This is a genomic window from Mesobacillus subterraneus (genome assembly GCF_020524355.2).
GTDB lineage: Bacteria > Bacillota > Bacilli > Bacillales > Cytobacillaceae > Mesobacillus > Mesobacillus subterraneus_C.
This window is the reverse complement of the sequence record NZ_CP129019.1, coordinates 4,502,685-4,526,840: the sequence shown is the minus strand read 5'-3', so window position 1 is coordinate 4,526,840 and position 24,156 is coordinate 4,502,685. Positions and strand designations below refer to the sequence as shown.

Here is a 24,156-nt window from a genome sequence, read left to right as displayed (position 1 = left end):
ACTAAAATTCAGAATTTCTAATCCACTAATAAATCAGAATTTCTAATCCACTCAAAAATTAAATGTCCAGTACCTTCATAATTGCTTTCCCTACGCCGCTTTCTTCATTCGTCGCTGTCACTTCGCCGCAAAGTTCTTTGATTTCCTGCGCTGCATTGCCCATCGCTACCGGTTTGCCGACTTTTTTCATCATCGATACGTCATTGAAATTGTCGCCAAGCGCCATTGTTTCTTCCAGGCTGATTCCTCTTGATGCGACGAATTTTTCCAGGGCGACTCCCTTTTGAGCATCTAAGCTTGTGATTTCAATGTTTTCACGCCCGGAGGAACTGACCGCAAGCCCTGAAATTTCCTTCAGCCCAGCCTTTGCGGCCTCAAGCTTGTCATCATCCAGTGAAAAAGCCAACAGCTTGTAGATTTCATATTGGTCGTCCTCGAATAATTCGTCATAATGGTCAATCTTCTTAATCAGTCCCTTATGAATTCTTTCCTCAGCAGCCTCTGCGATTTTTTCGATCGGCACTTCAGGATTTGCGGTTGAGAAAATATCAACAATGATCGTGACCGCCATATCCTCATCTTCAGTAAAGGTGCCTGTATTGGTGTATACCTCGAAATACACGCCGCTTTCCACAAGTCTTAGCGCTGCCTGCCGAGCCTCATCCTTGTTCAGCGGGCTTGAAGAAACGATTTCCCCATCCTCCGAACGAACCTCGGCTCCATTCACACAAATCATCGGCAGCTTAAGACCTGCTTCCTCAAAAACGAAACTTGCTTCCTGGAACGATCTTCCGGTTGCGACAACGACTTCTACTCCCTGCTCTTTTGCTTTTAAAATCGCTTCCTTATTCTCCGCAGTAATCTGCTGGGAAGCAGTCAACAATGTCCCGTCCATATCTGTAGCTATACATTTAATCATATCTTCACCTTCAGTCATTATTTTTCAGTATTATCAATCATGATAGACCTTCAAACTCTCGACAGCAACTAATACGTGTATATACTAGTTCATCTCTTTTTCTAAGGATAGGGTAGGCTCCCTATTCTGCAGTTACAACCTCATAATCTCAAAATGTAAATTTCTCTTAAACTTACATATTGTCTTCCTAATAATCATATGCTATTATGAATCCACAGCTGCAATCGTTTGCATATCAAGGGTGGCAGTATAGCCAAAATGTTCAGGAATCCATTTACATCAATGTTTTCCTTACTTTTATCCTAAACATGTAAGCGTTTTAATGATGTTGTGTATAACAATTACTTCTATGGATTTATGCAAAAATATGCAAACGGTTTCGGAATGCAAGTGGTTGCATGCAAAAAATAAATATTTGGGGGTATCTCACAATGAAAGCAAAAAAACTATTTCCAGCAGTTCTTTCTCTGGGACTTTTGATTGGCGGAGGACTTGCAGGATGTTCATCAAGCGATGACAAGACTTCTGGCGAAAATGGAAAAGACGGGGAGAAAGTAACCGTTGATATTTTCCAATTCAAGGTTGAGTTCAAGGATCAGTTCGAAGACATTGCAAAAGCTTATGAAGAAGCAAATAAAGATGTTGACATCAACATTACAACTGTGGGCGGCGGCGAAGATTACGGCGCAGCACTTAAATCAAAGTTCGCTTCTGGCAACGAACCTACTATTTATAACGTAGGCGGACCTCAGGACGTTGCAGACTGGAATGATAAGCTCGCAGACCTTTCTGACACAGAAGCTGCAAAAGCTGCTCTTAGCGGAACTCTTGAAGGCGTAACAAAAGACGACAAAGTACTTGGACTTCCGTACAACCAGGAAGGCTACGGCTTCATCTATAACAAAGAGATTTTTGAAAAAGCTGGTATCGATCCAAAGAGCATCACTAGCTACAGCGCTTTGGAAGATGCAGTAAAGACTTTAGACAGCAAGAAGAAAGACCTTGGTCTTACATCTGTATTTGCTCTTCCAGCAAAAGAAACATGGGTAACTGGACTTCACCTTTCAAACGTGTTCCTTGCGCCTGAGTTTGACCAAAACGTAATCAACGCATTCGAATCGAAGGAAGTTACTTTTGAACACGGTGATGCATTCAAGAAGATTCTTGACCTGCAGAACAAATACTCTGACCAGCCTACTGTAAGCCTTGACTACGCTAAGCAAGTGGAAGAGTTGTTCTCTACTGGCAAAGCAGCAATCATCCAGCAAGGTAACTGGGTATCCGGGTCAATCGCTGGAATCGACGAAGAGCTTGCGAGCAGCGGCGTAGGAATCCTTCCGATCCCAGTTGAAGGCTATAAAGAAGATTCAATCCCGGTTGGCGTGCCAATGTACTGGGCTGTTAACAGCAACAAGGACGAAAAAGAAGTAGCAGCAGCTAAAGACTTCTTAGACTGGTTATATACTTCTGAAGAAGGTAAAACAGCGGTAATCGAAGATTTCAAATTCATTCCTGCTTATGAAGGATACGACGCTAGCAAGATCTCTGATCCACTTGCAAAAGAAATCTATGAATACTCTTCAGCTGGCAAAACATTGGCTTGGACTTTCATGGGTTACCCAACTGGATGGGGACAAGAAAAGCTTGGAATCAACATCCAAAAATATGTAAGCGGCGAAATGACATGGGACGAATTAGTCGAAGAGTCTTCGAAAGCTTGGACAGAAGCTCGTAAGTAATAGGTTTTAACAAAGGAAGGAAACAGAACGGCTGCGGCTGTTTTGTTTCCTATCTTTTTTCCATGAAGAGGTTTTACATAGACTTCTTAGGAAAGAGATTTGTTTCCCCTGATATCACAAAGATAGGAGGATTTACAGATGCGAAACCGGAACCTCTGGTATTGGCTTTTCCTGGCTCCAGCCTTGCTCGCGCTTGCTGTTGTGGTTATTTTGCCGCTGGCATTCGGTGTGTACTACTCATTTACAGATTGGAACGGGATTAGGATACCTTCATTTGTAGGCCTTGAACATTATAAAGCGCTTTTTGCGGAAGAAGAATTTAAAGATGCGTTGTGGTTCACAACAAAGTTCACTGTTGTTTCTGTGTTCCTGATCAATTTCTTCGGCCTTTCACTTGCCTTGCTTGTCACGCAAAAATTCAGGACGAATAACATCCTGAGAACGATTTTCTTCATGCCGAACCTGATTGGCGGACTGATTTTAGGATTCATCTGGCAATTCATTTTCACAAAAGTTTTTGCGAGCGTCGGAGAACTGATTGGCGTTGAAGCTTTAGAGGGATGGCTGTCCACTGAGACAACAGGCTTCTGGGCAATGGCGATTCTGATGAGCTGGCAGATGGCTGGTTACATCATGGTCATCTATATTTCCTTCCTTGAAGGAGTGCCACAGGAATTGCTTGAAGCCGCAGAAATTGACGGAGCGAACAGTCTTCAGCGTTTCTATCACGTTACCTTCCCGCTCGTCATGCCTGCATTCACAGTCAGCTTGTTCCTGACACTTTCAAACTCATTCAAGCTTTACGACCAAAACCTGTCGCTCACTGGCGGCGGACCATACAATTCCACACAGATGGTCGCAATGGAAATCTTCAAAACTGCCTTTGTGGAAAACGCAATGGCATTCGCACAGGCAAAAGCGGTCATTTTCTTCCTGATCGTTGCGGCTATTTCGCTTACACAGGTTTATATCAATAAAAAACGGGAGGTCGAGATGTAATGAAAAAGAAGAAGCAAAGCAGAATCATTCTTGAAATTCTCGGCATCATCCTTGCCCTGATCTGGCTCTCCCCGTTTTACTTGATGATCGTTAACTCTTTCAAGACGAAACGAGAAATGTTTGAGGATACAATAAAGCTTCCGGATGTTTTTTCATTCGAGAATTACACAGTTGCTTTCGAGCGTCTTGATTTTATCAAAACGTTTTTCAATTCCGTTTTAATCACCGTGCTTGCCGTAGCGGTAATTATCGTTTTCTCCTCAATGGCTGCCTATGCCCTTTCAAGGCGCGGAGGCAAAACGAGCGGTATCATATTTATGCTGTTTGTAGCTGCAATGCTCATCCCTTTCCAGTCGGTTATGATTCCATTGGTTTCCATTTTTGGTAAACTTGAAATGTTGAACAGGGGCGGACTCGTTTTCATGTACCTTGGTTTTGGGGCAAGCTTATCGATTTTCCTTTATCATGGAACATTGAGCGGGATTCCAAAATCGCTTGATGAAGCAGCAACCATCGATGGTGCGAATCGATTCCAGATTTTCTGGCATATCATTTTCCCGATGCTTAAACCGGTTTCCGTTACAGTGGCAATCCTGAACATCATCTGGATCTGGAATGACTATCTGCTTCCATCTCTCGTAATCAACAAGCCGGGAATGGAAACAATACCTCTGAAGATGTTCTTCTTCTTTGGTGAGTATACGAAGCAATGGCATCTAGCGCTGGCAGGACTGACGATCGCAATCATTCCAGTCATCATTATTTATTTCTTCCTTCAAAAGCAAATCATCAAAGGTGTTTCAGAAGGTTCGGTAAAATAATCGATACTATAGGAGAGACGACCAATGGCAGTCACAATCAAAGATGTAGCGAAGGCAGCCGGTGTGTCACCTTCAACCGTTTCAAGGGTGATTAAAGATCACCCTCATATCAATGAAGGAACGAAGAAGCGTGTACGGAAGTTGATGGAGGAATTGGGTTACCACCCGAATTTCCAAGCACGGAGCCTGGTGGTAAGGAGTACTGAGACAATCGGTATCGTCATGCCAAATTCAGCAACCCAAGCATTGCAAAACCCATTTTTCCGCGAAGTCATCAGGGGAATCAGCATGAAAGCCCATGAGCACCAGTTTGGTGTCTATTTAACGACGGGCATCACGGATGAGGAGATCTTCCAGCAGGTCGTTTCAATGGTGCAGGGCCGCAGAGTTGACGGCATTATCCTCTTGTATTCAAAAACGGATGACAAAATCATGGACTACTTGCTGAAGCAGAAGTTTCCGTTTACCGTCATAGGACGTCCGAACATGAATGCTGAGCGGATTACCTATGTGGATAATGACAATATTTATATCACCAAACAGGTAACTGATTATCTGATCAAGCTTGGGCATCAAAAAATTTCTTTCATCGGTTTTAACCTGGAGCATGTTTTTACAATTGACCGGCTTGAAGGATATAAACAAGCACTCCAGGAAGCCGGCATTTCCTATGACGAAAAATATATTATCCATGAGCAATGTTTAAAATCTGAAGGAAAAGAAGGAATCACCAAATTCCTGTCTACCCATGAGCCGCCTACTGCCCTGGTAGTGGCCGATGATTTTACCGCAATTGAGCTTATGAGTTATTCCGAGGAACTGAATATCAAGGTACCTGAGGAAATCTCAATAGTAAGCTTCAATGATGTACCGCTCGCGGCACATATGAAGCCGCAGCTGACTTCTGTTAATATCGACATCTTCCAGTTAGGTTTCGAAGCGGCTAACTGTTTAATAGAAATCATCAAAAAACCAGATGCTTTGCCGAAAAGGGTCACAATTCCGGCAAGGATGATTGAACGTAAATCTTGCAGTCCGATTAATAAGTAAGTCTCAGAGAGTGCAAAATGACTAATGTAAAGACACATCAGGATCATTCAAAGAAATGAGGGTTCACATGAAACACACATGGTGGAAAGAGGCTGTTGCCTATCAGGTATATCCAAGGAGCTTCAAGGATTCCAATGGCGACGGCATCGGTGATTTGCAAGGAATGATATCAAAACTTGATTACTTAAAGGACTTAGGAATCGATGTGATCTGGATTTGTCCAATGTACAAATCTCCTAATGACGATAATGGTTATGATATCAGTGATTATCAAGATATCATGGATGAGTTCGGAACGATGGAAGACTTTGACCAGCTGCTTGCTGAAACGCATAAGCGCGGCATGAAGCTGATCATCGACCTAGTCATCAACCATACGAGCGATGAGCACCAATGGTTCATTGAGTCACGTGAATCCCAGGACAGTCCTAAACGCGACTGGTACATCTGGCGCGACGGCAAGGATGGCGCTGAGCCGAACAACTGGGAGAGTATTTTCGGCGGATCTGCCTGGGAGTATGATGAGCAGACAGATCAGTACTTCCTGCATATTTTCTCCCGCAAACAGCCCGATTTGAACTGGGAAAACAAAGACGTCCGTACTGCTTTATACGATATGATCAACTGGTGGCTTGATAAGGGAATTGACGGTTTCCGTGTCGACGCGATCAGCCATATCAAAAAAGAAGAAGGCTTGAAAGACATGCCTAATCCCGAAGGAGTGCAGTATGTTTCTTCTTTTGACAAGCATATGAACGTCGATGGGATCCAGACATTCCTGGAAGAGCTGAAGGAAGAAACGTTCTCAAAGTACGACATCATGACAGTCGGCGAAGCAAATGGCGTCAGCATTGAGGAAGCGGATCTTTGGGTCGGCGAGGAACAAGGAAAGTTCAATATGGTATTCCAGTTTGAACACCTTGATCTCTGGGATTCTGAAAAGAAGGCACTCGACCTGGCAAAGTTGAAGAACACTTTTACCCGCTGGCAAAAAGGCCTTGAAGGACACGGCTGGAATGCATTATTCATTGAAAACCATGATAAAGCCCGTATCGTTTCAACATGGGGCGATGACAAGGAATACTGGCGCGAAAGTGCAACAGCGCTCGCTTCGATGTACTTCCTGATGCAGGGTACTCCTTTCATCTATCAAGGCCAGGAAATCGGGATGACCAATGTCCAGTTCCCTTCAATTGAGGATTACGATGATGTCGCAATCAAGAACCTGTATAAAATTCGCCGCGAAAACGGTGTGCCACATGAAGAGATCATGGATTTCATCTGGGCGACAAGCCGCGACAATTCCCGTACGCCAATGCAATGGTCAGCTGCTGACAACGCCGGTTTCTCAACAGGCAAGCCTTGGATTGGGACGAACCCGAACTACAAAGAAATCAATGTTGAAGCCCAGCTTCAAGACCCTGGCTCCATTCTCCATTTTTACAAAAAAATGATTGAGATGAAAAAGACCAATGAAATTTTCACATACGGCACATATGATTTGGTTCTTGAAGACCATACACAAATCTATGCTTACACAAGAACAATGGGCGACAAACAAGCGCTGGTCATCTCTAACCTTACAAACGAGCCTGCAGCCTTTGAATTCAACGGATTCCCACTTGAATCAAGCCAATTGCTGCTGAACAACTATAAGGTTGAAGAACAGGAATCACTGTTTACCATGAAGCCATATGAAACAAGAGTATATTTGAAGTGATTTTTAAAGGAGTGCCGGATTTTTATGATGGCACTCCTTTTTTATAGGCTATTTTTCACGAAAATGTTACTTTAACAGGGTCTGTGACCGAATCTCTGCGATGAATTAATCAAGCTTTTAGTATATTTTCGATCAATTGCACGGTTATTCTGCATAATTGCTCGCTTTTTCTCCTTAATTGCACGCTTGTGCCAGTTAATTGCACGGTCATCCTCATTAATTGCACGCTAACCCGATATAATTGTACCATCATCCTAAATTTGAAAAAAACGACTATCCATTACATTCAATATCAAGAGGCATTTACATTACCTAATAACAAAAGTCTGATATACAACATCTTCCCCATCCTGCACTTCCGACTGTTCTACAAAGTCTATCTCCATTTGCCTGTAGATTTTTTTCCAAAAATGCACTGCGGTTAGATTGTTAACGAGCTGGGATATGTAATAACTGCCTTTATTTTCAGCAATGATCTCTGTTACAGCTGCTTTGGCGACTCCTTTTCCACGGAAGGTATTCAGGATAAAAAAGTCATTGATCACTTTATCTACTCTTGTCGTAAAAGGTGCTTCGAGGATCAAGACAAAGCCTGCCAGCTTTTCATCAGCAATAATAAAGTAAGGAGTGACCCCTTCTTTTTCCCCTATTAACGAAAATGAATCAAATTCAAAACTGCCAGACTCACTGATCTGCAATCCATCTGTATAAGCGGATAAATCATGCAGGTAGAGTGAATATAAGTTACGCAGCACTTCCTTTTTATCTTGATTGATTTTTTCCAAAGTTACTTTCATACTGATTCTCCCTGATTAAATGAGGTAATAGTCCTATTAAGAATTCAAGCAAAACAGAAGGAATCCTGCTAAAAAAAGTTGAATTTTACATGAAGGTGGCGGATGGGAGTTTAGCTTGCTTGCTTTAGGATAATATAATTCAGGAAGGAATTGGACCGAGAAAAGGGTTGGCAAAACAGGGGTTATGCATTAAAATAATTTTTGGCTTATAAATATGTATTCTAAGGGTGAAATCATTTTGGAAAAACCATTGCGTAAAACACGATCTACCGGGGACTTTTTAGCATTCATCATTCCCTCGTTAATAGGAATATTTTTCTTTATGTTACCAATCTCCTATAATGGAGAAATCACGATACCAATCGCTGTCCTTTCCGGATGGCTCCAGGAACTGCTTGGCGGCACGCTTCCTGCAATCATGACGGTGATCATTGTTCTGACTTTAATCGGGACCTTATTGATAAAAACGGTCAGACCTGAAATCCTGAATCGTAATCATTTCTTGAAATCATTGTTTGATGTACCGACAATCTGGCTTATTGCCAGGATTTTAGGAGCTATTTTTGCAGTTATGACCTTATTTCAATTAGGACCGGAAGCAGTCTGGTCAGCTAACACAGGCGGCCTTCTGCTCAATGACCTTTTGCCAATCCTTTTCTCTGTTTTTCTATTTGCGGGATTATTCCTGCCATTATTGCTGAACTTCGGCCTGCTTGAATTATTCGGAACCTTAATGGTCAAAATCATGCGCCCTATTTTCACATTGCCTGGCCGTTCTTCCATCGATACTCTCACATCATGGCTTGGCGATGGCACAATTGGAGTTCTACTGACAAGCAAACAATATGAAGAAGGATATTACACGAAAAGAGAAGCGGCTGTCATCGGGACGACATTCTCTGTTGTCTCCATCACTTTCAGCCTTGTCGTCATTTCCCAGGTTGACCTGGCTCACATGTTCGTTCCCTACTATCTGACTGTGACACTGGCTGGTGTGGTTGCAGCCGTCATCCTTCCGCGAATCCCGCCTCTTTCCAGGAAGCAGGATACGTACTATGTGGAGCAGAACAACGACTACTCTGAGGAGAACATTCCTGATGGATATACACCTTTCTCCTGGGGAATGGCACAGGCTGTCGATAAAGCAAGCAGCAATAAGAGCTTCAAAGATTTCTTCCTTGCCGGTATCCGCAATATCCTTGATATGTGGATGGGTGTTGCGCCGATCGTCATGGCGCTTGGAACACTGGCGCTGATTGTCGCAGAATACACACCCGTATTCCAATGGCTTGGTATGCCGTTCATTCCACTGCTCGAGCTGATGCAGGTACCAGAGGCGAAGGCGGCATCTGAAACACTGATTGTCGGCTTTGCGGACATGTTCCTTCCTTCCGTAATCGGTGCTGATATCGCAAGCCCGATGACAAGGTTCATCATTGCGTCTGTTTCCGTGACACAGCTGATCTATATGTCTGAGGTTGGCGGACTGCTGCTAGGATCCAAGATTCCTGTCAGCTTCGGGGAATTATTCATCATTTTCCTTCAGCGTACACTTGTTACATTGCCAATCATCGTATTGGTTGCACATATTCTTTTTTAAGATAAAAAGTAAAATGGAGCCCCTGTCCAAGGGGCTCCATTTGTTTTTTCTAGCACTGGAATGACCGGATCTGTCTTAGGTCCATGCCGTAGTAAACCCATCCTCTGCGGCGGCTCCATCTCCAGCCGGCAACGGAGTTTCTGCCAAGGAAGACTGGATAGAACCAGAAGCTTCTGCCATCGATCAGCCAGATATACGTATAGCGGAACATACATCTCCTGATTCCGCCAGGGTCGACTGCGAAGGCTGTTGCCTGTTCTTGTGGTACAAATGCAGGAGGCGGCGATGTTGGCGGCCCTCCTGCCTGGCCACCGCCCGGTACACCTCCAGGACCGCCAGGAAAGCCGCCAAATGTTCTCAATTCTTCCTGCTGATAATAGTCCTTTTCATAAAAGCCATAATCATCCTCAAATTGCTGATTTTGTGCATATGGGTTGAAGTTATTAAAGTACAAACTCATATCCCCTCTCTAAAAGTCTTCCATGTAATGTATGCAAAACGCCCAATTCGGTGCTAGTTGGTAAGGCTTTCCATTTCCTTTTGAAGTTGGCTGGTGATCTCGTCTACCTTGGCAAAATCCATGGCTTCGATGTAGATGGCCTCCAATTGGTCACGCAGCTCTTTTGCGTGAGCTAGTGAGGCTATGGCTTCGTTCATCTTCGCTTTATACCTTCCGCCAACATCCTTGATCTCTGCTTCGTATTTTTCATCTGTACCAGGAGTGATCAACTCTGAATACATATCAATGATTTCATCCGTCTCTCTCTCCGGAAAATATTCATGTGGCGCGGTGCTGTCGAAAATCGCGAAGTCGAGCTCGCGGACGATGACCATATCCAGGCTATGCGGGTCGAAACCGCAATGATAGACTTCAACGTCATAGCCTCGCGACTGTCCTTCCGCAGCAATTTTTTTTCAGCATGGTCGACTTTCCAGAACCTGGCCGGCCTTTAATGAAATACCTCTTGCCAACCGTCTCAGTCAGATTTGGTACAAAGTCGACTGCACCAACCGGAGTGGCTGCACCCCAGGAATCGGTCAAACACCCTGCCAGTTCCTTCTGAAGATGTACTGTCTGCGAAAAACTGATCCATTAATTTGTTTGTCAGCTCGTTCGCCTTTTCGAAGTCCATGTTCTCAATGTAGATTTTTTCCCACTCGTCATGGATTCTCAAAGCTTCGGCAAAAAGGCTGTAGGCGGAATTAAATGCCCCGCTGATTTTTTCACTAAGCTGCAGGATCATTTCCTTGTGCTCATGGAGCTTTCCGGAATCCCACGCTTCACCCAGATTGACGTACTCCTCTACCGCCCCAGGTGCTTTCGGTTCGATGACATGAGGCGCCGTTCCATCAACGATCCCGGCATTTAATTTGGGAATCAGCACACCATCAATCGATTTATTGTCTGATGAACAATGCAGGAATTGTACTTCATAGCCTTTTTCATGCCATTCATTGCCGATCTTTTTCATGAGCGATGATTTCCCTGTTCCTGGTCCGCCCTTCAATATGAATAGCCGGGACAGGCCATGCAAGCTGGAATCATATAAGCTGTAAAAACCGCGGGCAGTGTTTCCGCCGGCAAAGTAATTCAGGATTTTTCCTGACATAGAATCGCACTCCCTCCAACCGTTCTTATAAACGGCAAGTTTTCGCTTCCTCCTTACTATATGCAGGGCATTTGTTCTGGGTGATTGCCCATATTTCATTCCAGCTTTGTCTTTCATGTCTCTATTTCCCGGGCAAGTCTATTGGCGGATTACCTCCATTATAGAAATGCCTCTTGTTGATTTTCGTTTAGGTGTGGAAGTTCATAAGCGGAGAATTTCCAGTAATTGTATAAAAAGGAGGCTTCTGAAGCAGAAATTAGCTGTGACCTCCCGGTTAACTGCAATAAATAGGTCAAAATCCAACGATTTGGAACCAATAAACGGAAAAATGACCCTTATTTTCAAAGAAATAAGGGTCATTTTCAATTTATGCTGAATTTTTCCGTTAAAGTGGTGAAAACAACAATAAAAAACTACAGCTCAAACTGTGGTTTAATCTATTTCGTCAATTGACCATATTTCCCCATAGCAGCATTTAAAAGCTGGTCTGGTGCCAACTCGACCTGGAAGCCGATTTTCCCTGCGCTGACGATGATGGTCTCGAGCTCTTGGGCACTCTCATCCAAAAACGTCGGATAGTCCTTTTTCATTCCGATGGGTGAACAGCCGCCGCGAATATAGCCGGTGAATTTCTGGATATCCTTAACCGGAAGCATTTCCACTTTCTTTTCGCCGGCTTCCTTCGCTGCCTTTTTCAGATCGAGCTCGGCTTCGACCGGAATGACGAAAACATATAAATCCTTGCTTGCCCCTGCTGCCACAAGCGTCTTGTAGACCTGCGAAGCATCGTGGCCAATTTTCCCCGCAACGGCAACGCCGTCAATCTTGCCATCCTTCGAGTCATAAGTAAGGACCTCATACGGCACCTTCTGCGTGTCAAGAATCCGCATTGCATTTGTTTTAACCTTAGCCATCCTGGTTCCTCCTTAGTTGAAGGTATTTAGGATAATTTTACCTTAGGGCAGGTGGTCGATTCAATTACGTTCTTTATAGGCTTAGCCCTGAAATCTCGAGTTCTCCAGATTCCGATTCACATTAACGGCTTTCCTGCCAACAGAAACGTATGTTAAGCCAGCTGACTCTGCCTCAGCCAAATCATAGCAGTTCCTTCCGTCAAAAATAACCGGGTCTCGCATGAGCAACGGAAAACGTTCTAAATCATATTGGGCGATTTGCGTCCACTCAGTCATGATGAAGACGAGGTCTGCTCCTTTGATGGCAGTATCGATGTTTTCAGTGTAGTAGAGCCGGCTTCCAAAAAGATTACCGGTATTGCGGGTGGCAGCCGGATCATATACGGAGATGTCTGCCTTTTCTTCAAGCAGTCGGGCTATCAGATCAACAGCTGGCGCCTCACGGATGTCATCCGTATGCGGCTTGAACGCCAGCCCCAGCACAGCCACCCTTTTGCCCTGAAGATTCCCAAACAACTCCCGGGCTTTCTCAAACAATTGCTGCTTCTGCCTGTTGTTTACCTCGATGACGGAGCGCAGGATTTTAAAGTCATAATCATATTCTTCCGTCAGTTTTTCCAGCGCCTTCGTATCCTTGGGGAAACAGGAGCCGCCATAGCCAATTCCCGCTTTTAAAAACTGGCTGCCGATCCGGCCGTCCATGCCCATTCCCTTCGCCACATCTTCAATGTTTGCGCCTGTGTGATCACACAGGTTGGCCACCTCATTGATGAAGCTGATTTTCGTCGCCAGGAAGGCATTTGAAGCATACTTAATGAGCTCCGCACTACGGATATCTGTCTGCAAAATCAGCCGTCCAAAAGGTTTATATAAATCAGCCACCGCACGGCCTGCCTTATGGTCATCTGCCCCGACAACGATCCGATCCGCATGGAAGGTATCAAGAATTCCTGAACCCTCGCGCAGGAATTCCGGACTTGAAACGACCTTCACCTGGATATTGTCAGGCGTGATTCTACGAAGCTCCTGATAGATCCTTTGATTAGTCCCTACTGGCACGGTGCTTTTAATAATAATGACTGCATCTCTGACCAGGTTCGTGCCAATCTGCTCAACAGCCCTCTCCAGGTATTCAAGGTTCGCCGATCCGTCCTCATTTTCAGGCGTCCCGACGGCAATAAAAATGTAATCCGCATTCTTACAGACCGATTTTGAATCGTATGTAAAATGAAGTCGCCCCTCTTTAAGATTCCTTTTGAGCATCTCCTCAAGACCAGGTTCATAAATTGGGCATCTCCCCTGGGAAAGGGCGGTGATTTTACGGTCATCTATATCAAAACACGTGACATTATAGCCTACTTCAGCAAAACAAACACCGGTAACAAGGCCAACATAGCCTGTCCCAAAAATCGTTATATCCATATTGGCCCTCCATTCTGATGCTCTCATTTTATCATGATGGAACCCCTTCCTTCTGCAATACGCTCTATTTGGCAAAAACTTGTCTATCTAAATTATTAGTGGGTAAAAGGAAAAATAGCATGATTTTCACCAATATAGGAAAAATTAGTTATTATGAAGATTTTCAAGGAGGATTGTTGATGAACGAATACACTTCAAAGCTGCCTCGTTTTCCTGAACCCTACTGGCGTAAAACAGCTGAGTTGCCTTCCTTTCCACAGCTGGAGGAGGACCTGAAGACAGACGTCGCGATTATTGGAGGCGGAATCACTGGATTGACCTCTGCCTATCTGCTGGCAAAGGCTGGTGTGAAAGTCGCTGTGATCGAGGCTGGCAGCATATTGAATGGAACAACCAGCCACACGACTGCAAAGATCACTGCACAGCACGGTGTCATTTACGATGAGCTGATCAACCATCATGGTGAGGAGAAGGCACGTCTTTACTATCAGGCCAACTATGACGCGGTGCAATTTGTCAAAAACCTTGTAAAAGAGCAGCAGATTGACTGTGATTTTTCGGAAGAGGATTCTTATATCTACACGAATTCCGACAAAGAAATGGAAAAGCTCCTAACTGAATTTAAGGCCTACGAAAAACTCGGAGTACATGGCAGCGAGTATGTTTCTCAAGTTCCCCTGCCTATAGAAGCGAAAGCCGGAATTGTGATGCGCAACCAGGCCCAGTTCCACCCGCTCGAATTTTTAAAGCATCTGGTTGAGCGTTTTACTGAAATGGGAGGACAAATTTTCGAAAATTCTACTGCCGTCGATATGGAAGAAGGCGCAGAGCCTGTCGTTACAACCCGCGATGGTCATAAGGTGCACTGTAAACAAATGATTGTCAGCACGCATTACCCTTTCTATGACCTAAAAGGGTTTTATTTTTCCAGGATGACCCCGGAAAGATCATATGTGCTGGCTGTTAAAACTGAAAAAGAATTTCCCGGAGGCATGTTCATCAATGCCGAGCAGCCTACCCGTTCGCTACGTTACGCTGACTGGAACGGTGAAAAAATCGTCCTGTTTGGCGGCGACAGCCACAAAGTCAGCCATAAAACGAATACGCACCAATACTATGAAGCACTCGAGGCATTTGCATATCAAACATTCGGCGTAAAGGAAATTCCGTTCAGATGGTCTGCTCAGGACCCTGTTCCTAATGATAAACTCCCATTTGTCGGCCAATACTCAACGACCACAGACAATATTTATGTCGCGACTGGATACCGAAAATGGGGAATGTCTAACGGAATCAATGCAGCAATGATGTTGAGCGACCAGATTCTGAAAATAGACAATCCATATAAAGAAGTATTTGATCCGCAGCGTTTCAAGGCAGATCCTGAACTGAGGAAAATCATTTCAACAAGTGCCCATATTGCCAAGACACTCGTAAAAGGGAAGCTGGAACGCCCATCTACCCAGGCGACATCGCTTGATAATGATGAGGGTGCAACCGTGACAGTCAACGGCAAGCGTGCCGGCGCCTATCGCGATGAAAACGGCGAGCTGCATGTAGTAGACACAACCTGTACCCATATGGGCTGCGAGCTAGAGTGGAACAATGGCGAACGTTCATGGGACTGCCCATGCCACGGTTCCCGTTTCTCATACAAGGGTGACGTCATTGAAGGACCAGCTGAACTGCCGCTAAAAAAAGTCGATATAGAATAGAAGAAAGCCGCCACTACAGTTTGAGTGGCGGCTTGCATTGTGTCCAGAGGGGAGTATAATTTCCAATCGGGATTATATTGTTCTCATCAGGGATTATATTGTTCTCATCAGGGATTATACCGCTCCCAACAGGGATTATTTTGCACTCATCCGGGATTATATCGCTCCCAACAGGGATTATTTTGCACTCATCCCGGATTATATCGCTCCCAACAGGGATTATTTTGCACTCATCCGGGATTATATCGCTCCCAACAAGGATTATTCTGCACTCATCCGGGATTATATCGCTCCCAGCAGAGATTATCTCACTTTGAACGGGAATATCCCGCTCCCGACGATTCTCTGTGAAAAAAATTCACCAAAACGATTACCTCTTATCCGCTAAGAGTGTCTTATGAATCCAAATGCTGGCCTGCATGCCGTCGCCCATGGCAATCGTTGTCTGTTCGGAATGAGCGACTAGGTCACCTGCGGCCCAGACTTTCTCGACATTGGTCATTTTTGTCCGCGGGTTCACTAATACATGCTTGTTTTTATGAAGGTCGACGCCAAGCTGCTGTGCGAGCTGCGATTTCACTTCATTCCCTCCGAAGTCCATGAAGCCGCGCTCTGAGGTCAGTTCCTCGCCATTCTCTAGGACAACTCCCCTGAAGTCAGGACCGTCTGCCATAACCTTTTCAATCGGTCCTTCGACATACTTGATGTGCCTTTCCTTCATGGCTGCCATTATCTCTTCATCAACTTCTTTATTTTCATGATTCACATACGTGAGTTTATCTGTAAAATAGTTCAGGGTCAGTGCCATGTTGGCACCAGGGTTGCCAGAACCCATTACGATGGTGCTCTTGTCTTTCACTTCATAGCCATCGCAATCCGGACATATATACACGCTGATGCCAAGCGTAGGCATCAGCTCCGGAAAAGGTGGAATCCGATCCATGACTCCTGTGGCCAGAAGCATAGTCTTCGCCTTGTATGTGTCGCCGCTCTCCGCCTTTACTTCGAATCCATTCTCCGTCTTTTCGGCACTCTCAGCCTTGCCAATCACGAATTCAACGCCATATTGCGCCGCCTGCTTACGGCCGACTTCTCTTAAGTAAGGTCCGCTTACTCCATCCGGATATCCAAGGATATTATGGTAGCTCTGGCATATCGCCGACCGGCCATCACCTGCATCCAGAACCATGACATTATGATCGTATCGCCCAAGCTGAATCGCCGCCTGAAGCCCGGCAATCCCGCCTCCAACTATAAGGCAATCATACATACCGATCCACCGTCCTTTTAAAAAGTATCATAATTGCATGTTTCCCTTTTTAAAGGTGGTGTAATCCGGTTTATTCACTCCACTATTTTCTTAAGTAATTTTCTCAATATTTTTACTAACACTAGTTTTGTCGAACACCTTCAAATTACTACTTTGACACTATGAAATCAGTTATAATAAAAGCGAGGTGGATAATAATGACAAATACCGTCGCGAAAAAACCAAGATTACTGCTTTATGTAGTTTTAACCTCTTTGATCCTGGCAACAAATTTCATTCTTTACCGTACTTCGATATTCGGGCCAGTCCCCGATGGCGCCGTCATCGGTTCACTGCTTGACCTGTTAATCATTTTGCCTCTCTTGACTTACTTCATGATCATTCGCAAAAGATATTCACTAAAGTATATGGGAGTCGTCATATTTGCTGGATTTGCCGCAGCCTACTTCATCGTCCCCCAGCAGCATCTATCAGATTACCCTTTCCTTCCCTATCTTTTATTAGTATCAGAAGGCGCATTCCTGCTGGTTGAACTTTATATAGCCTACACCCTTATCACAAGGCTTCCGAAATTGCTGAAAGAGTATAAAACGCTGGCCAGCCGAAACTCGTTCTTTCTTTTTAACATTCGAAAGGCTGTAGAGGCTAGTCTGCCAGATCATACTGCAGCCAGAATCCTTGTCACTGAATTTTCCATGTTCCATTACTCTCTCTTCTCTTGGAAAAAGAAGGTTCAGATTGATTACGGCATGGCTTTTACCTATCATAAAAAAACAAGCGTGAATGCTGTCTACATCATGATCATCCATGCCATTGCGATTGAATCGGTTGGCCTGCATTACTTCCTGCATAGCTGGAACCCAATTGTTTCCTATATCCTGCTGATTTTGAACATATACGGCATTCTGTTCATGCTGGCCGAGCTTCAGGCCACACGCCTGACTCCGTTCCTGCTGACCGATGACCATTTGTTATTGCAGACAGGATTTTCAAGCTCAATGCACCTGCCTTTAAGCAATATCAAGGAAATCAACCATTACGAAGGGCCAGAAAAATTCAGCAAAAAAGAGCAAAAAGGGCTTTTTGATGCCAGAGTGCCTGATTTGATCCAGGAAAAACCGATGTTTGAAATCCTGCTGCATCAGCCGCAGGATGTCTACCTTATCTATGGCTTGAAACGAAAAGTGCACCGAATCGTCCTGAATGTCGACGAACCGGATGTTTTTTATCATGAATTGCAGCGGTCACTCCCGGAGTGATCGCTTTTTTCATGCTGAATAAAAATAATCTCTCGCTCAATAGGGATAATCTCTCAATAAAAAGCAACATTCTCTCGATGAATCGAAAAAATCTCTCACTAGAAGCAAGTAATCTCTCACTTAAGCCAAATAATCTTCTATTTATCCAAAAAAAAGTAAAAACCCAGCCGCATATTCACGACCGGGTTCCATAACTATTATGAGTTATATACTTCTAAGATTTTCTCTAATGAAAGCTCAGCCGTGCTGGCATAGACGATATCAGCATTCTCGAAGCTTTCCTTTGGCCCCACAGCGACAGCGAACATTCCTGCGGATTTAATCGCCTGTACGCCTGCGGCTGCATCCTCGACACCAATGCATGCTTCAGGCTCAACACCAAGCATTTCCGCTGCACGCAGGAAAACTTCCGGATGCGGCTTGCCGTTCACGACGGTCTTTGCGTCAACGATGATATCGAACTCGGATTTCATTCCGAGTGACTCCATCACAGTGAACGCATTCTTGCTTGCAGAAGCCATGCCCAGCTTGAGGCCCTTTGCTTTAATATCCGTAATCAGCTCTTTGATCGCGGGTAAAAGGTCAGCTGGAGTGATGTTCTGAATCAGCGTGAGGTAATGATCATTTTTCTTGCCAGCCAATGCTTCTTTTTCTTCTGCTGTAAAATCGCCTGAACGGCCGCCAAGATCAAGGATTTTCTCCAGGGAATCCATGCGGGATACGCCTTTTAGTTCCTCGTTATCCTCACGGGTAAAAGTAATGCCCAAATCCTCAGCCAGCGCTTTCCACGCTAAGAAATGATATTCAGCTGTATCAGTAATGACGCCATCAAGGTCAAAAATAAACGCTTTTAGTGGTCTTGTCATGATTAAACTCCTTTCATGAATCGTTCTCATAACGATACACATTGTTTGTTATGTTGTTCTTAGACATTTCAAATCCATTCCCGGTTCAGGATGTCTATTAAAACCTGGTTCTTAGACATTTCACATCCAACTGCTCTTCAAAATGTCCTTTAAAACCTGGTTGTTAGACATTTCGAATCCATTCACACTCCAAAATGTCCATTTAAGCTGTAATATATAGTACCGCGCGGCAGCATCATTGAGAGAGACCTTCAGGCTGCCCCAAAGATCTCTCAGTATCTTTATTTCAATTTTACAGTTAGTTCGCCTTCTGCTGGAATTGTGATTTCCTCGCCGTAAAGCTTCATTGCAAGTTCTGGTCCTTGCTGCGATAGGACGACGTTTTCCTGGTTCACTTCTACCTTGATGTAGTGGTCGCGGTAGATGATGTTGAAGCTGTACTGTGTCCAAGCTTTAGGGATGAAAGGCGCAAATGATAATGTGCCTTCAGCCGTACGCATGCCCGCGAAGCCCTGGACAATACCCAGCCATGCACCTGTCATGCTCGTGATGTGCAAACCGTCTTCTGTATCATTGTTGTAGTTATCAAGGTCAAGGCGCGCCGTACGGTTGTACATTTCGTATGCCTTCTCTTCCATGCCAAGCTCTGCAGCAAGCACTGCATGGATACTTGGTGACAGTGATGACTCATGCACCGTCATTGGCTCGTAGAATTCGAAGTTGCGGCGCTTCTCTTCTTCTGTGAATTCGTGATTGAAGAAGTACAATCCTTGAAGAACATCAGCCTGTTTGATGAAGCAGCTGCGCAGAATTTTATCCCATGACCAGTTCTGGTTGATCGGGCGGTCTTCAGCTGAAAGCTCATCAACTGTCATCAAGTCTTTATCTAGGAATGTATCGTGCTGGATGAATACACCTTTTTCTTCATCGTATGGGAAGTACATTTTTTCAATGATGTCCTGCCATTTCGCAAGCTCATCTTCGGAGAATTCAAGGCCTGCGAGGCGCGCCTCATGTCCGTTTTGCTTAAGAGATTCAATGACTTCAAGCGTGTAGCCCAGTGTCCAGACAGCGATACGGTTCGTATACCAGTTGTTGTTGACATTGTTTTCGTATTCATTCGGTCCAGTTACACCATGCATCATATATACGTTTTTGGACTTGCTATAGTGGACGCGATCTGCCCAGAAACGGGAGATGCCAGCGAGCACATCGATACCGTATTCATGGAGATAATCTTTGTCTCCAGTGTAATTTACATAGTTATAGATACCATAGGCAATAGCACCGTTACGGTGAATCTCTTCAAACGTGATTTCCCACTCATTGTGGCACTCGACGCCTGTAAAAGTAACCATTGGGTAAAGTGCACCATTAAGTCCCTGCTGCTTCGCATTGTGATAGGCGCCATCAAGCTGGTTGTGGCGGTAAATCAGCAGGTTGCGGGCAACCTCGGATTCCGCAGTAGAAAGGTACAGCGGGATTGCGTACGCTTCTGTATCCCAGTAAGTCGCACCGCCATACTTTTCGCCTGTGAAGCCTTTTGGTCCAATGTTCAAACGGGAATCTTCACCATAATAAGTAGAGAATAGCTGGAACAGGTTGAAACGGATTCCCTGCTGTGCAGAGTCATCGCCTGCGATTTCAACATCAGCTATTTCCCAGCGGCTCAACCAGCCATTTTTGTGCTCTTCCAACAGCTGCCCAAACCCTTTTTCAACTGAACGGTCTAGAACTTCACGGCCTTTAGAAACAAGCTCACAAGCTTCATAGTCACGGTCCGTTGTTACGGCAACATATTTGTAAAGGTTTACAGTTTGACCCTGCTCAACCTTAACTTCGATCACATTTTCTACGTATTCTTCTTTTTCACTGACTTCAACCTTTGCTACATTTCCTTCGACAACCGTTTGCATAGTGGTTGCCACCTGGAATGTGGGAGTACCGAATGGGTTGTCTTTCGTTTTCATTACAAGACTGCCCTTATGTTCTGAAGCATCCCTGCTAATTTCGTACCAGAAATCTTCATCATAATTAGAATCTTCGTTACGCACGTCTCCATCGAGATAAGGAACAAAGGTAACGTTTCCATTATAATTCTTAGCCGTAACTGAATACTTGATCGCAGCCAGTTCTTTATCAGCAACTGAGAGGAATCGGATTGCTTCTACTTCCGTTTCCTTGCCGCTCTGAACGACTGTAAAACGGCGTGTCAAGACACCATGCTGCATATCAAGTTCACGATAGTAATCTTTCACTTCTGCTTTGTAAAGGTCGAGTTCCTCTCCGTCAACAAACACTTTTATGCCGATAAAGTTCGTTGAGTTAATGACCTTGCCAAAATAGTGGGGATAGCCATTCTTCCACCATCCTACACGTGTTTTATCGGGAAACCAGACGCCTGCAATATATGAACCGCGATGGAAATCTCCAGTATATGTCTCTTCAAAATTTCCGCGCATGCCCATATGGTCATTTCCGAGGCTTGTGATGCTTTCTGCAAGGCGGAAATCTTCTTTATGCAAGTCCGTTTCGACGATCTTCCAGCTATCAATCCCAAATAATCTTTTCATAGCTTTTATCTCCTTTTAGAAGTTGTACAAACGTTTGCACTATTATATCATGAATTTCCGTAAAAATGACAAAAACCAAAGGTGATATTTTTGTGTCATCCTGAACTTATTATTATTTTACTATTATAATCCGCTGAAAAAACTTTTCCACCTATTTAGTTGGTACATATGTTATAAACTTTCAGAAAACTAATATAATCTAAAAGAACTACATATGGAAGGAGGAAACCATTTTGAGCATACGTTTTTTCAGAGTTGCTGCGGTCTATTTTGTCATTGCTATTATTCTAGGAATTATTATGGGGATCGCACATGACTTCACACTGACTTCGGTGCATGCCCATTTAAATCTGCTTGGCTGGGTATCAATGGCCCTGTTCGGTACAATTTACTATCTTTTTCCTGCAGCAGGGAACAGCAAGCTAGCCTCAACCCATTTCTGGCTCCATAATATTGGAGTCCCCGTCATGCAAGGCGGGATTACCTTATCTATGTTGATAGGGGGAGTCATTTTTACCGTCTTTGCCATCCTTGGATCACTAGTCGTCGTTATCGGAGGCATTCTCTTTCTGTTAAATGTTTCCAAATATGTAAAAGCCTAAAATAAGATGAAAAAGTTCGCCTCCAAAAAATGAGGCGAACTTTTTTATTATGCCAGCTCCTTCTGCTTCGTTTCCGTGCCCCAGAAAAAGACGGCAGCAGCACCGATCAGGATTGCTATGCAAAAAATCGTAAAAATGGTGGTGATCGATAGATTTTGCGCCGATAAATACGGGACCATCAGTGGTCCGATTATCCCGCCGATTCGGCCAAAAGAGGCAGCCATACCTGCACCGGATCCGCGGATTGTCGTTGGATATTGTTCCGGTGTATAAGCGTATAACGCTCCCCAGGCACCAAGATTGAAAAATGATAGCAGAATTCCAGCTGTGATCAGCAACGGAAGCGAATCTGCCGTCCCAAAGAAATAGGCGCTAAGTGCTGTCCCTATTAAATAGACAACCAGCACGAACTTCCTGCCTGCTTTTTCAATCAGCCATGCTGCCGTAAAATACCCCGGAAGCTGGGACAAAGTCATGATCAGTACGTATTGGAAGCTCTTAATCAATGTGAAGCCCTTCATGACCATCACGCTTGGAAGCCACAGGAACATTCCGTAATAGGAAAATACCACGCTGAACCATAGAATCCAGAGCATCGCCGTTTTCTTGAAATGTTCCTTTGACCAGACCTCGGCAATGCTTTCCTTGATCGTAAGCCTTTCCTTCTTTTCAACAGTCAGGTACCGTGGTGAATCCGGCAGGTTTATTCGTAGATACAGGGCATAAAATGCTGGCAGGGCACTAAGGATCAAAGCCATTTGCCAGCCGAATTTCGGGATGACGAAGTATGAAATCAATGCCGCAACAAGCCAGCCTGCAGCCCAGAAGCTCTCAAGCAGGACGACGACTCTCCCTCGTTTCTCAGCAGGCACACTTTCCGCAACAAGAGTGGACGCTACCGGCAACTCACCGCCAAGTCCCATTCCAATAAAGAATCTTAGCAGTAAAAAGAACGACAGAGTTGTTGCCATAGCGGAAATCCCGCTACCTACTGAGAAAAGCAATAAAGTAATAATAAAGACATTTTTTCGGTCAATCCGGTCAGCAAGCAAGCCAAATACTAATGCACCGACAGCCATCCCAATTGAGTTCACACTGCCGATCCAGCCCATTTCCTTACCTGTCAAATTCCAGTCAACCTGCAATGCGGCGATGATAAAGGACAAGATCCCCACATCCATCGCATCGAACATCCAGCCTAGCCCCGCAATCCCGAGCAGCTTTTTTTCTGAAATCTCCTGTGACTTTTTCATATTACCCTCCTAAACCATTGCAACGATACAAATAGTTTCCCTTAAATTGTTATTTTTAACATAATAATCGCGCTGCTTCTTTATATTATCACGTGTCTTTACAGTAGTCATGATATAAGTTATTCATAAATTTCAAAGAATACGAAGACAATATAACTATATCCTTGAAAAGGTGGAGTATATATTTTGAGAAAAAAAAGGCTCGTCAAACATAACTCCGTTCCCTTTCTGCTGCTCGCAGTGGTTCATGTTCTACTTTTCTTCATATTCGCAAAGCCAAGCCGTCAAAAGAATATATGGAGCCTTCTGCTCTCCAATATTGGTATGGCATATTTATTTGAGTATCCGGTCCTTAATCTGTTCAAAGGGTATTCATACAAACCATATATCCTAAAAAAACAGGCTCACGATCAAATCCTTGGAGCTGTTTTTTCGCAGGCATTATATGTTCCCATTACCGCAACTCTCCTGACACTGTATCAGAAGAATCGGTATTGGAAGCTCGGCAGCACGCTGATTTATTATGGAATCGAACGTTGTTTCCTGCATTTAAAAATCTATAAAGCATTTTGGTGGAAGCCTTACTATACGGTCTTTTTAATGAATATCTATTTTTATGTCAGCGACTGGTTTTACAAAGCGCTGAACGCGAAAAAAGAATGGGCTCTGGTGATTGCGCACTATCTGTCAACAGAAGTCATCGGTGTGACCTTGCTCTTTATATCTGCAGTCAACAGGAAAGTCAGGTTTGGACGTGGGGTTCACCACTCATGGCGGGAGCATTTCATCATCGCACCAATCTATAGTTTGATTCGTTCCATTTTCCTTGTCCAAAATTCGTCAAAAAGTGGTCTGTTGCCGAGATTGACGATGTTAATGGGCTCTATCGGAATGGATATGCTGCTGGAACGAACCGGTCTGTTGAAACTGCGGTTGAACAAGCTCTGGAATCTTGCATTCCATGTATTCATGGTCTTTATTTCAAGGTACTTATATTTAAAAATCCGCTTAAACAAGTAGCCCCCCT

General features: G+C 44.3%; 20 protein-coding genes and 1 pseudogene. 11 read left to right on the top strand and 10 right to left on the bottom strand.

The features are described 5' to 3' along the window. Nucleotides 1-58: 58 nt before the first annotated feature. On the bottom strand, nucleotides 59-919 hold the full coding sequence (locus LC048_RS23575) for a Cof-type HAD-IIB family hydrolase (protein ID WP_226603302.1): 861 nt from the start codon (nucleotides 917-919) through the stop codon (nucleotides 59-61). Between the two features lie 431 nt (nucleotides 920-1,350). Here LC048_RS23575 and LC048_RS23570 point away from each other — a divergent pair, with 431 nt between their 5' ends. The 5 genes from LC048_RS23570 to LC048_RS23550 all read left to right on the top strand — a co-directional run bounded on the left by LC048_RS23570 (nucleotide 1,351) and on the right by LC048_RS23550 (nucleotide 7,248). Continuing rightward, nucleotides 1,351-2,658: an ABC transporter substrate-binding protein gene (locus LC048_RS23570; RefSeq protein WP_226603303.1), complete on the top strand. Its 1,308-nt coding sequence runs from the start codon at nucleotides 1,351-1,353 to the stop codon at nucleotides 2,656-2,658. Between the two features lie 138 nt (nucleotides 2,659-2,796). Then, on the top strand, nucleotides 2,797-3,657 hold the full coding sequence (locus LC048_RS23565; RefSeq protein WP_226603304.1) for a carbohydrate ABC transporter permease: 861 nt from the start codon (nucleotides 2,797-2,799) through the stop codon (nucleotides 3,655-3,657). Continuing rightward, the gene (locus LC048_RS23560) at nucleotides 3,657-4,478 is read left to right on the top strand and encodes a carbohydrate ABC transporter permease (protein ID WP_226603307.1); all 822 of its coding nucleotides are present in this window, start codon (nucleotides 3,657-3,659) and stop codon (nucleotides 4,476-4,478) included. The genes LC048_RS23565 and LC048_RS23560 overlap by 1 nt, the downstream gene beginning before the upstream one ends. A 24-nt stretch (nucleotides 4,479-4,502) precedes the next feature. Beyond that, nucleotides 4,503-5,528 (top strand): LacI family DNA-binding transcriptional regulator, encoded by a 1,026-nt coding sequence (locus LC048_RS23555; RefSeq protein ID WP_226603308.1) that lies wholly within the window; start codon nucleotides 4,503-4,505, stop codon nucleotides 5,526-5,528. A 67-nt stretch (nucleotides 5,529-5,595) separates the two neighbouring features. Continuing rightward, nucleotides 5,596-7,248 carry a glycoside hydrolase family 13 protein gene (locus tag LC048_RS23550; RefSeq protein WP_226603309.1) on the top strand — a complete coding sequence of 551 codons (1,653 nt, stop codon included), beginning with the start codon at nucleotides 5,596-5,598 and terminating at the stop codon, nucleotides 7,246-7,248. A gap of 308 nt (nucleotides 7,249-7,556) precedes the next feature. Here LC048_RS23550 and LC048_RS23545 read toward each other — a convergent pair whose 3' ends face one another. Continuing rightward, nucleotides 7,557-8,045, bottom strand: coding sequence for a GNAT family N-acetyltransferase (locus tag LC048_RS23545; protein ID WP_226603314.1), 489 nt, complete (start codon nucleotides 8,043-8,045; stop codon nucleotides 7,557-7,559). A 238-nt stretch (nucleotides 8,046-8,283) separates the two neighbouring features. On the opposite strand from LC048_RS23545, the gene LC048_RS23540 reads away from it, so the two are divergent. Next, entirely contained in the window at nucleotides 8,284-9,645 is a 1,362-nt protein-coding gene (locus tag LC048_RS23540) for a YjiH family protein (RefSeq protein WP_306048928.1), read from the top strand. Between the two features lie 49 nt (nucleotides 9,646-9,694). On the opposite strand, the gene LC048_RS23535 is transcribed toward LC048_RS23540, so the two are convergent. The 4 genes and pseudogenes from LC048_RS23535 to LC048_RS23520 all read right to left on the bottom strand — a co-directional run bounded on the left by LC048_RS23535 (nucleotide 9,695) and on the right by LC048_RS23520 (nucleotide 13,591). Beyond that, nucleotides 9,695-10,105: a hypothetical protein gene (locus LC048_RS23535; RefSeq protein WP_226603318.1), complete on the bottom strand. Its 411-nt coding sequence runs from the start codon at nucleotides 10,103-10,105 to the stop codon at nucleotides 9,695-9,697. Nucleotides 10,106-10,158: 53 nt separating this feature from the next. Then, a pseudogene (locus LC048_RS23530) lies at nucleotides 10,159-11,255 on the bottom strand (PRK06851 family protein). Nucleotides 11,256-11,692: 437 nt separating this feature from the next. Beyond that, nucleotides 11,693-12,169 (bottom strand): Cys-tRNA(Pro) deacylase, encoded by a 477-nt coding sequence (gene ybaK, locus LC048_RS23525; RefSeq protein ID WP_226603322.1) that lies wholly within the window; start codon nucleotides 12,167-12,169, stop codon nucleotides 11,693-11,695. A gap of 81 nt (nucleotides 12,170-12,250) precedes the next feature. Next, nucleotides 12,251-13,591, bottom strand: a complete 1,341-nt coding sequence (locus tag LC048_RS23520) for a UDP-glucose dehydrogenase family protein (protein ID WP_306048926.1) — start codon at nucleotides 13,589-13,591, stop codon at nucleotides 12,251-12,253. Nucleotides 13,592-13,770: 179 nt separating this feature from the next. On the opposite strand from LC048_RS23520, the gene LC048_RS23515 reads away from it, so the two are divergent. Both LC048_RS23515 and LC048_RS23510 read left to right on the top strand, forming a co-directional pair. Next, nucleotides 13,771-15,306, top strand: coding sequence for an FAD-dependent oxidoreductase (locus tag LC048_RS23515; RefSeq protein ID WP_306048925.1), 1,536 nt, complete (start codon nucleotides 13,771-13,773; stop codon nucleotides 15,304-15,306). A gap of 37 nt (nucleotides 15,307-15,343) precedes the next feature. Further along, entirely contained in the window at nucleotides 15,344-15,694 is a 351-nt protein-coding gene (locus LC048_RS23510) for a hypothetical protein (protein ID WP_226603327.1), read from the top strand. Here the strand turns inward: LC048_RS23510 and LC048_RS23505 are convergent. Beyond that, nucleotides 15,677-16,576, bottom strand: a complete 900-nt coding sequence (locus LC048_RS23505; protein ID WP_306048923.1) for an NAD(P)/FAD-dependent oxidoreductase — start codon at nucleotides 16,574-16,576, stop codon at nucleotides 15,677-15,679. The genes LC048_RS23510 and LC048_RS23505 overlap by 18 nt on opposite strands. Before the next feature lie 197 nt (nucleotides 16,577-16,773). Here LC048_RS23505 and LC048_RS23500 point away from each other — a divergent pair, with 197 nt between their 5' ends. Further along, entirely contained in the window at nucleotides 16,774-17,835 is a 1,062-nt protein-coding gene (locus LC048_RS23500; RefSeq protein ID WP_226603330.1) for a hypothetical protein, read from the top strand. A 197-nt stretch (nucleotides 17,836-18,032) separates the two neighbouring features. Here LC048_RS23500 and pgmB read toward each other — a convergent pair whose 3' ends face one another. Next, entirely contained in the window at nucleotides 18,033-18,701 is a 669-nt protein-coding gene (gene pgmB, locus LC048_RS23495) for a beta-phosphoglucomutase (RefSeq protein ID WP_226603331.1), read from the bottom strand. 281 nt (nucleotides 18,702-18,982) lie between these two features. Next, entirely contained in the window at nucleotides 18,983-21,274 is a 2,292-nt protein-coding gene (locus tag LC048_RS23490) for a glycoside hydrolase family 65 protein (protein WP_306048921.1), read from the bottom strand. 233 nt (nucleotides 21,275-21,507) lie between these two features. Here LC048_RS23490 and LC048_RS23485 point away from each other — a divergent pair, with 233 nt between their 5' ends. After that, nucleotides 21,508-21,876, top strand: coding sequence for a heme-copper oxidase family protein (locus LC048_RS23485; protein ID WP_226603333.1), 369 nt, complete (start codon nucleotides 21,508-21,510; stop codon nucleotides 21,874-21,876). Between the two features lie 47 nt (nucleotides 21,877-21,923). Here LC048_RS23485 and LC048_RS23480 read toward each other — a convergent pair whose 3' ends face one another. Then, nucleotides 21,924-23,129, bottom strand: coding sequence for an MFS transporter (locus tag LC048_RS23480; RefSeq protein ID WP_306048919.1), 1,206 nt, complete (start codon nucleotides 23,127-23,129; stop codon nucleotides 21,924-21,926). A 186-nt stretch (nucleotides 23,130-23,315) separates the two neighbouring features. Here LC048_RS23480 and LC048_RS23475 point away from each other — a divergent pair, with 186 nt between their 5' ends. Then, nucleotides 23,316-24,149: a hypothetical protein gene (locus LC048_RS23475; protein ID WP_306048918.1), complete on the top strand. Its 834-nt coding sequence runs from the start codon at nucleotides 23,316-23,318 to the stop codon at nucleotides 24,147-24,149. The last annotated feature ends 7 nt before the right edge of the window (nucleotides 24,150-24,156 follow it).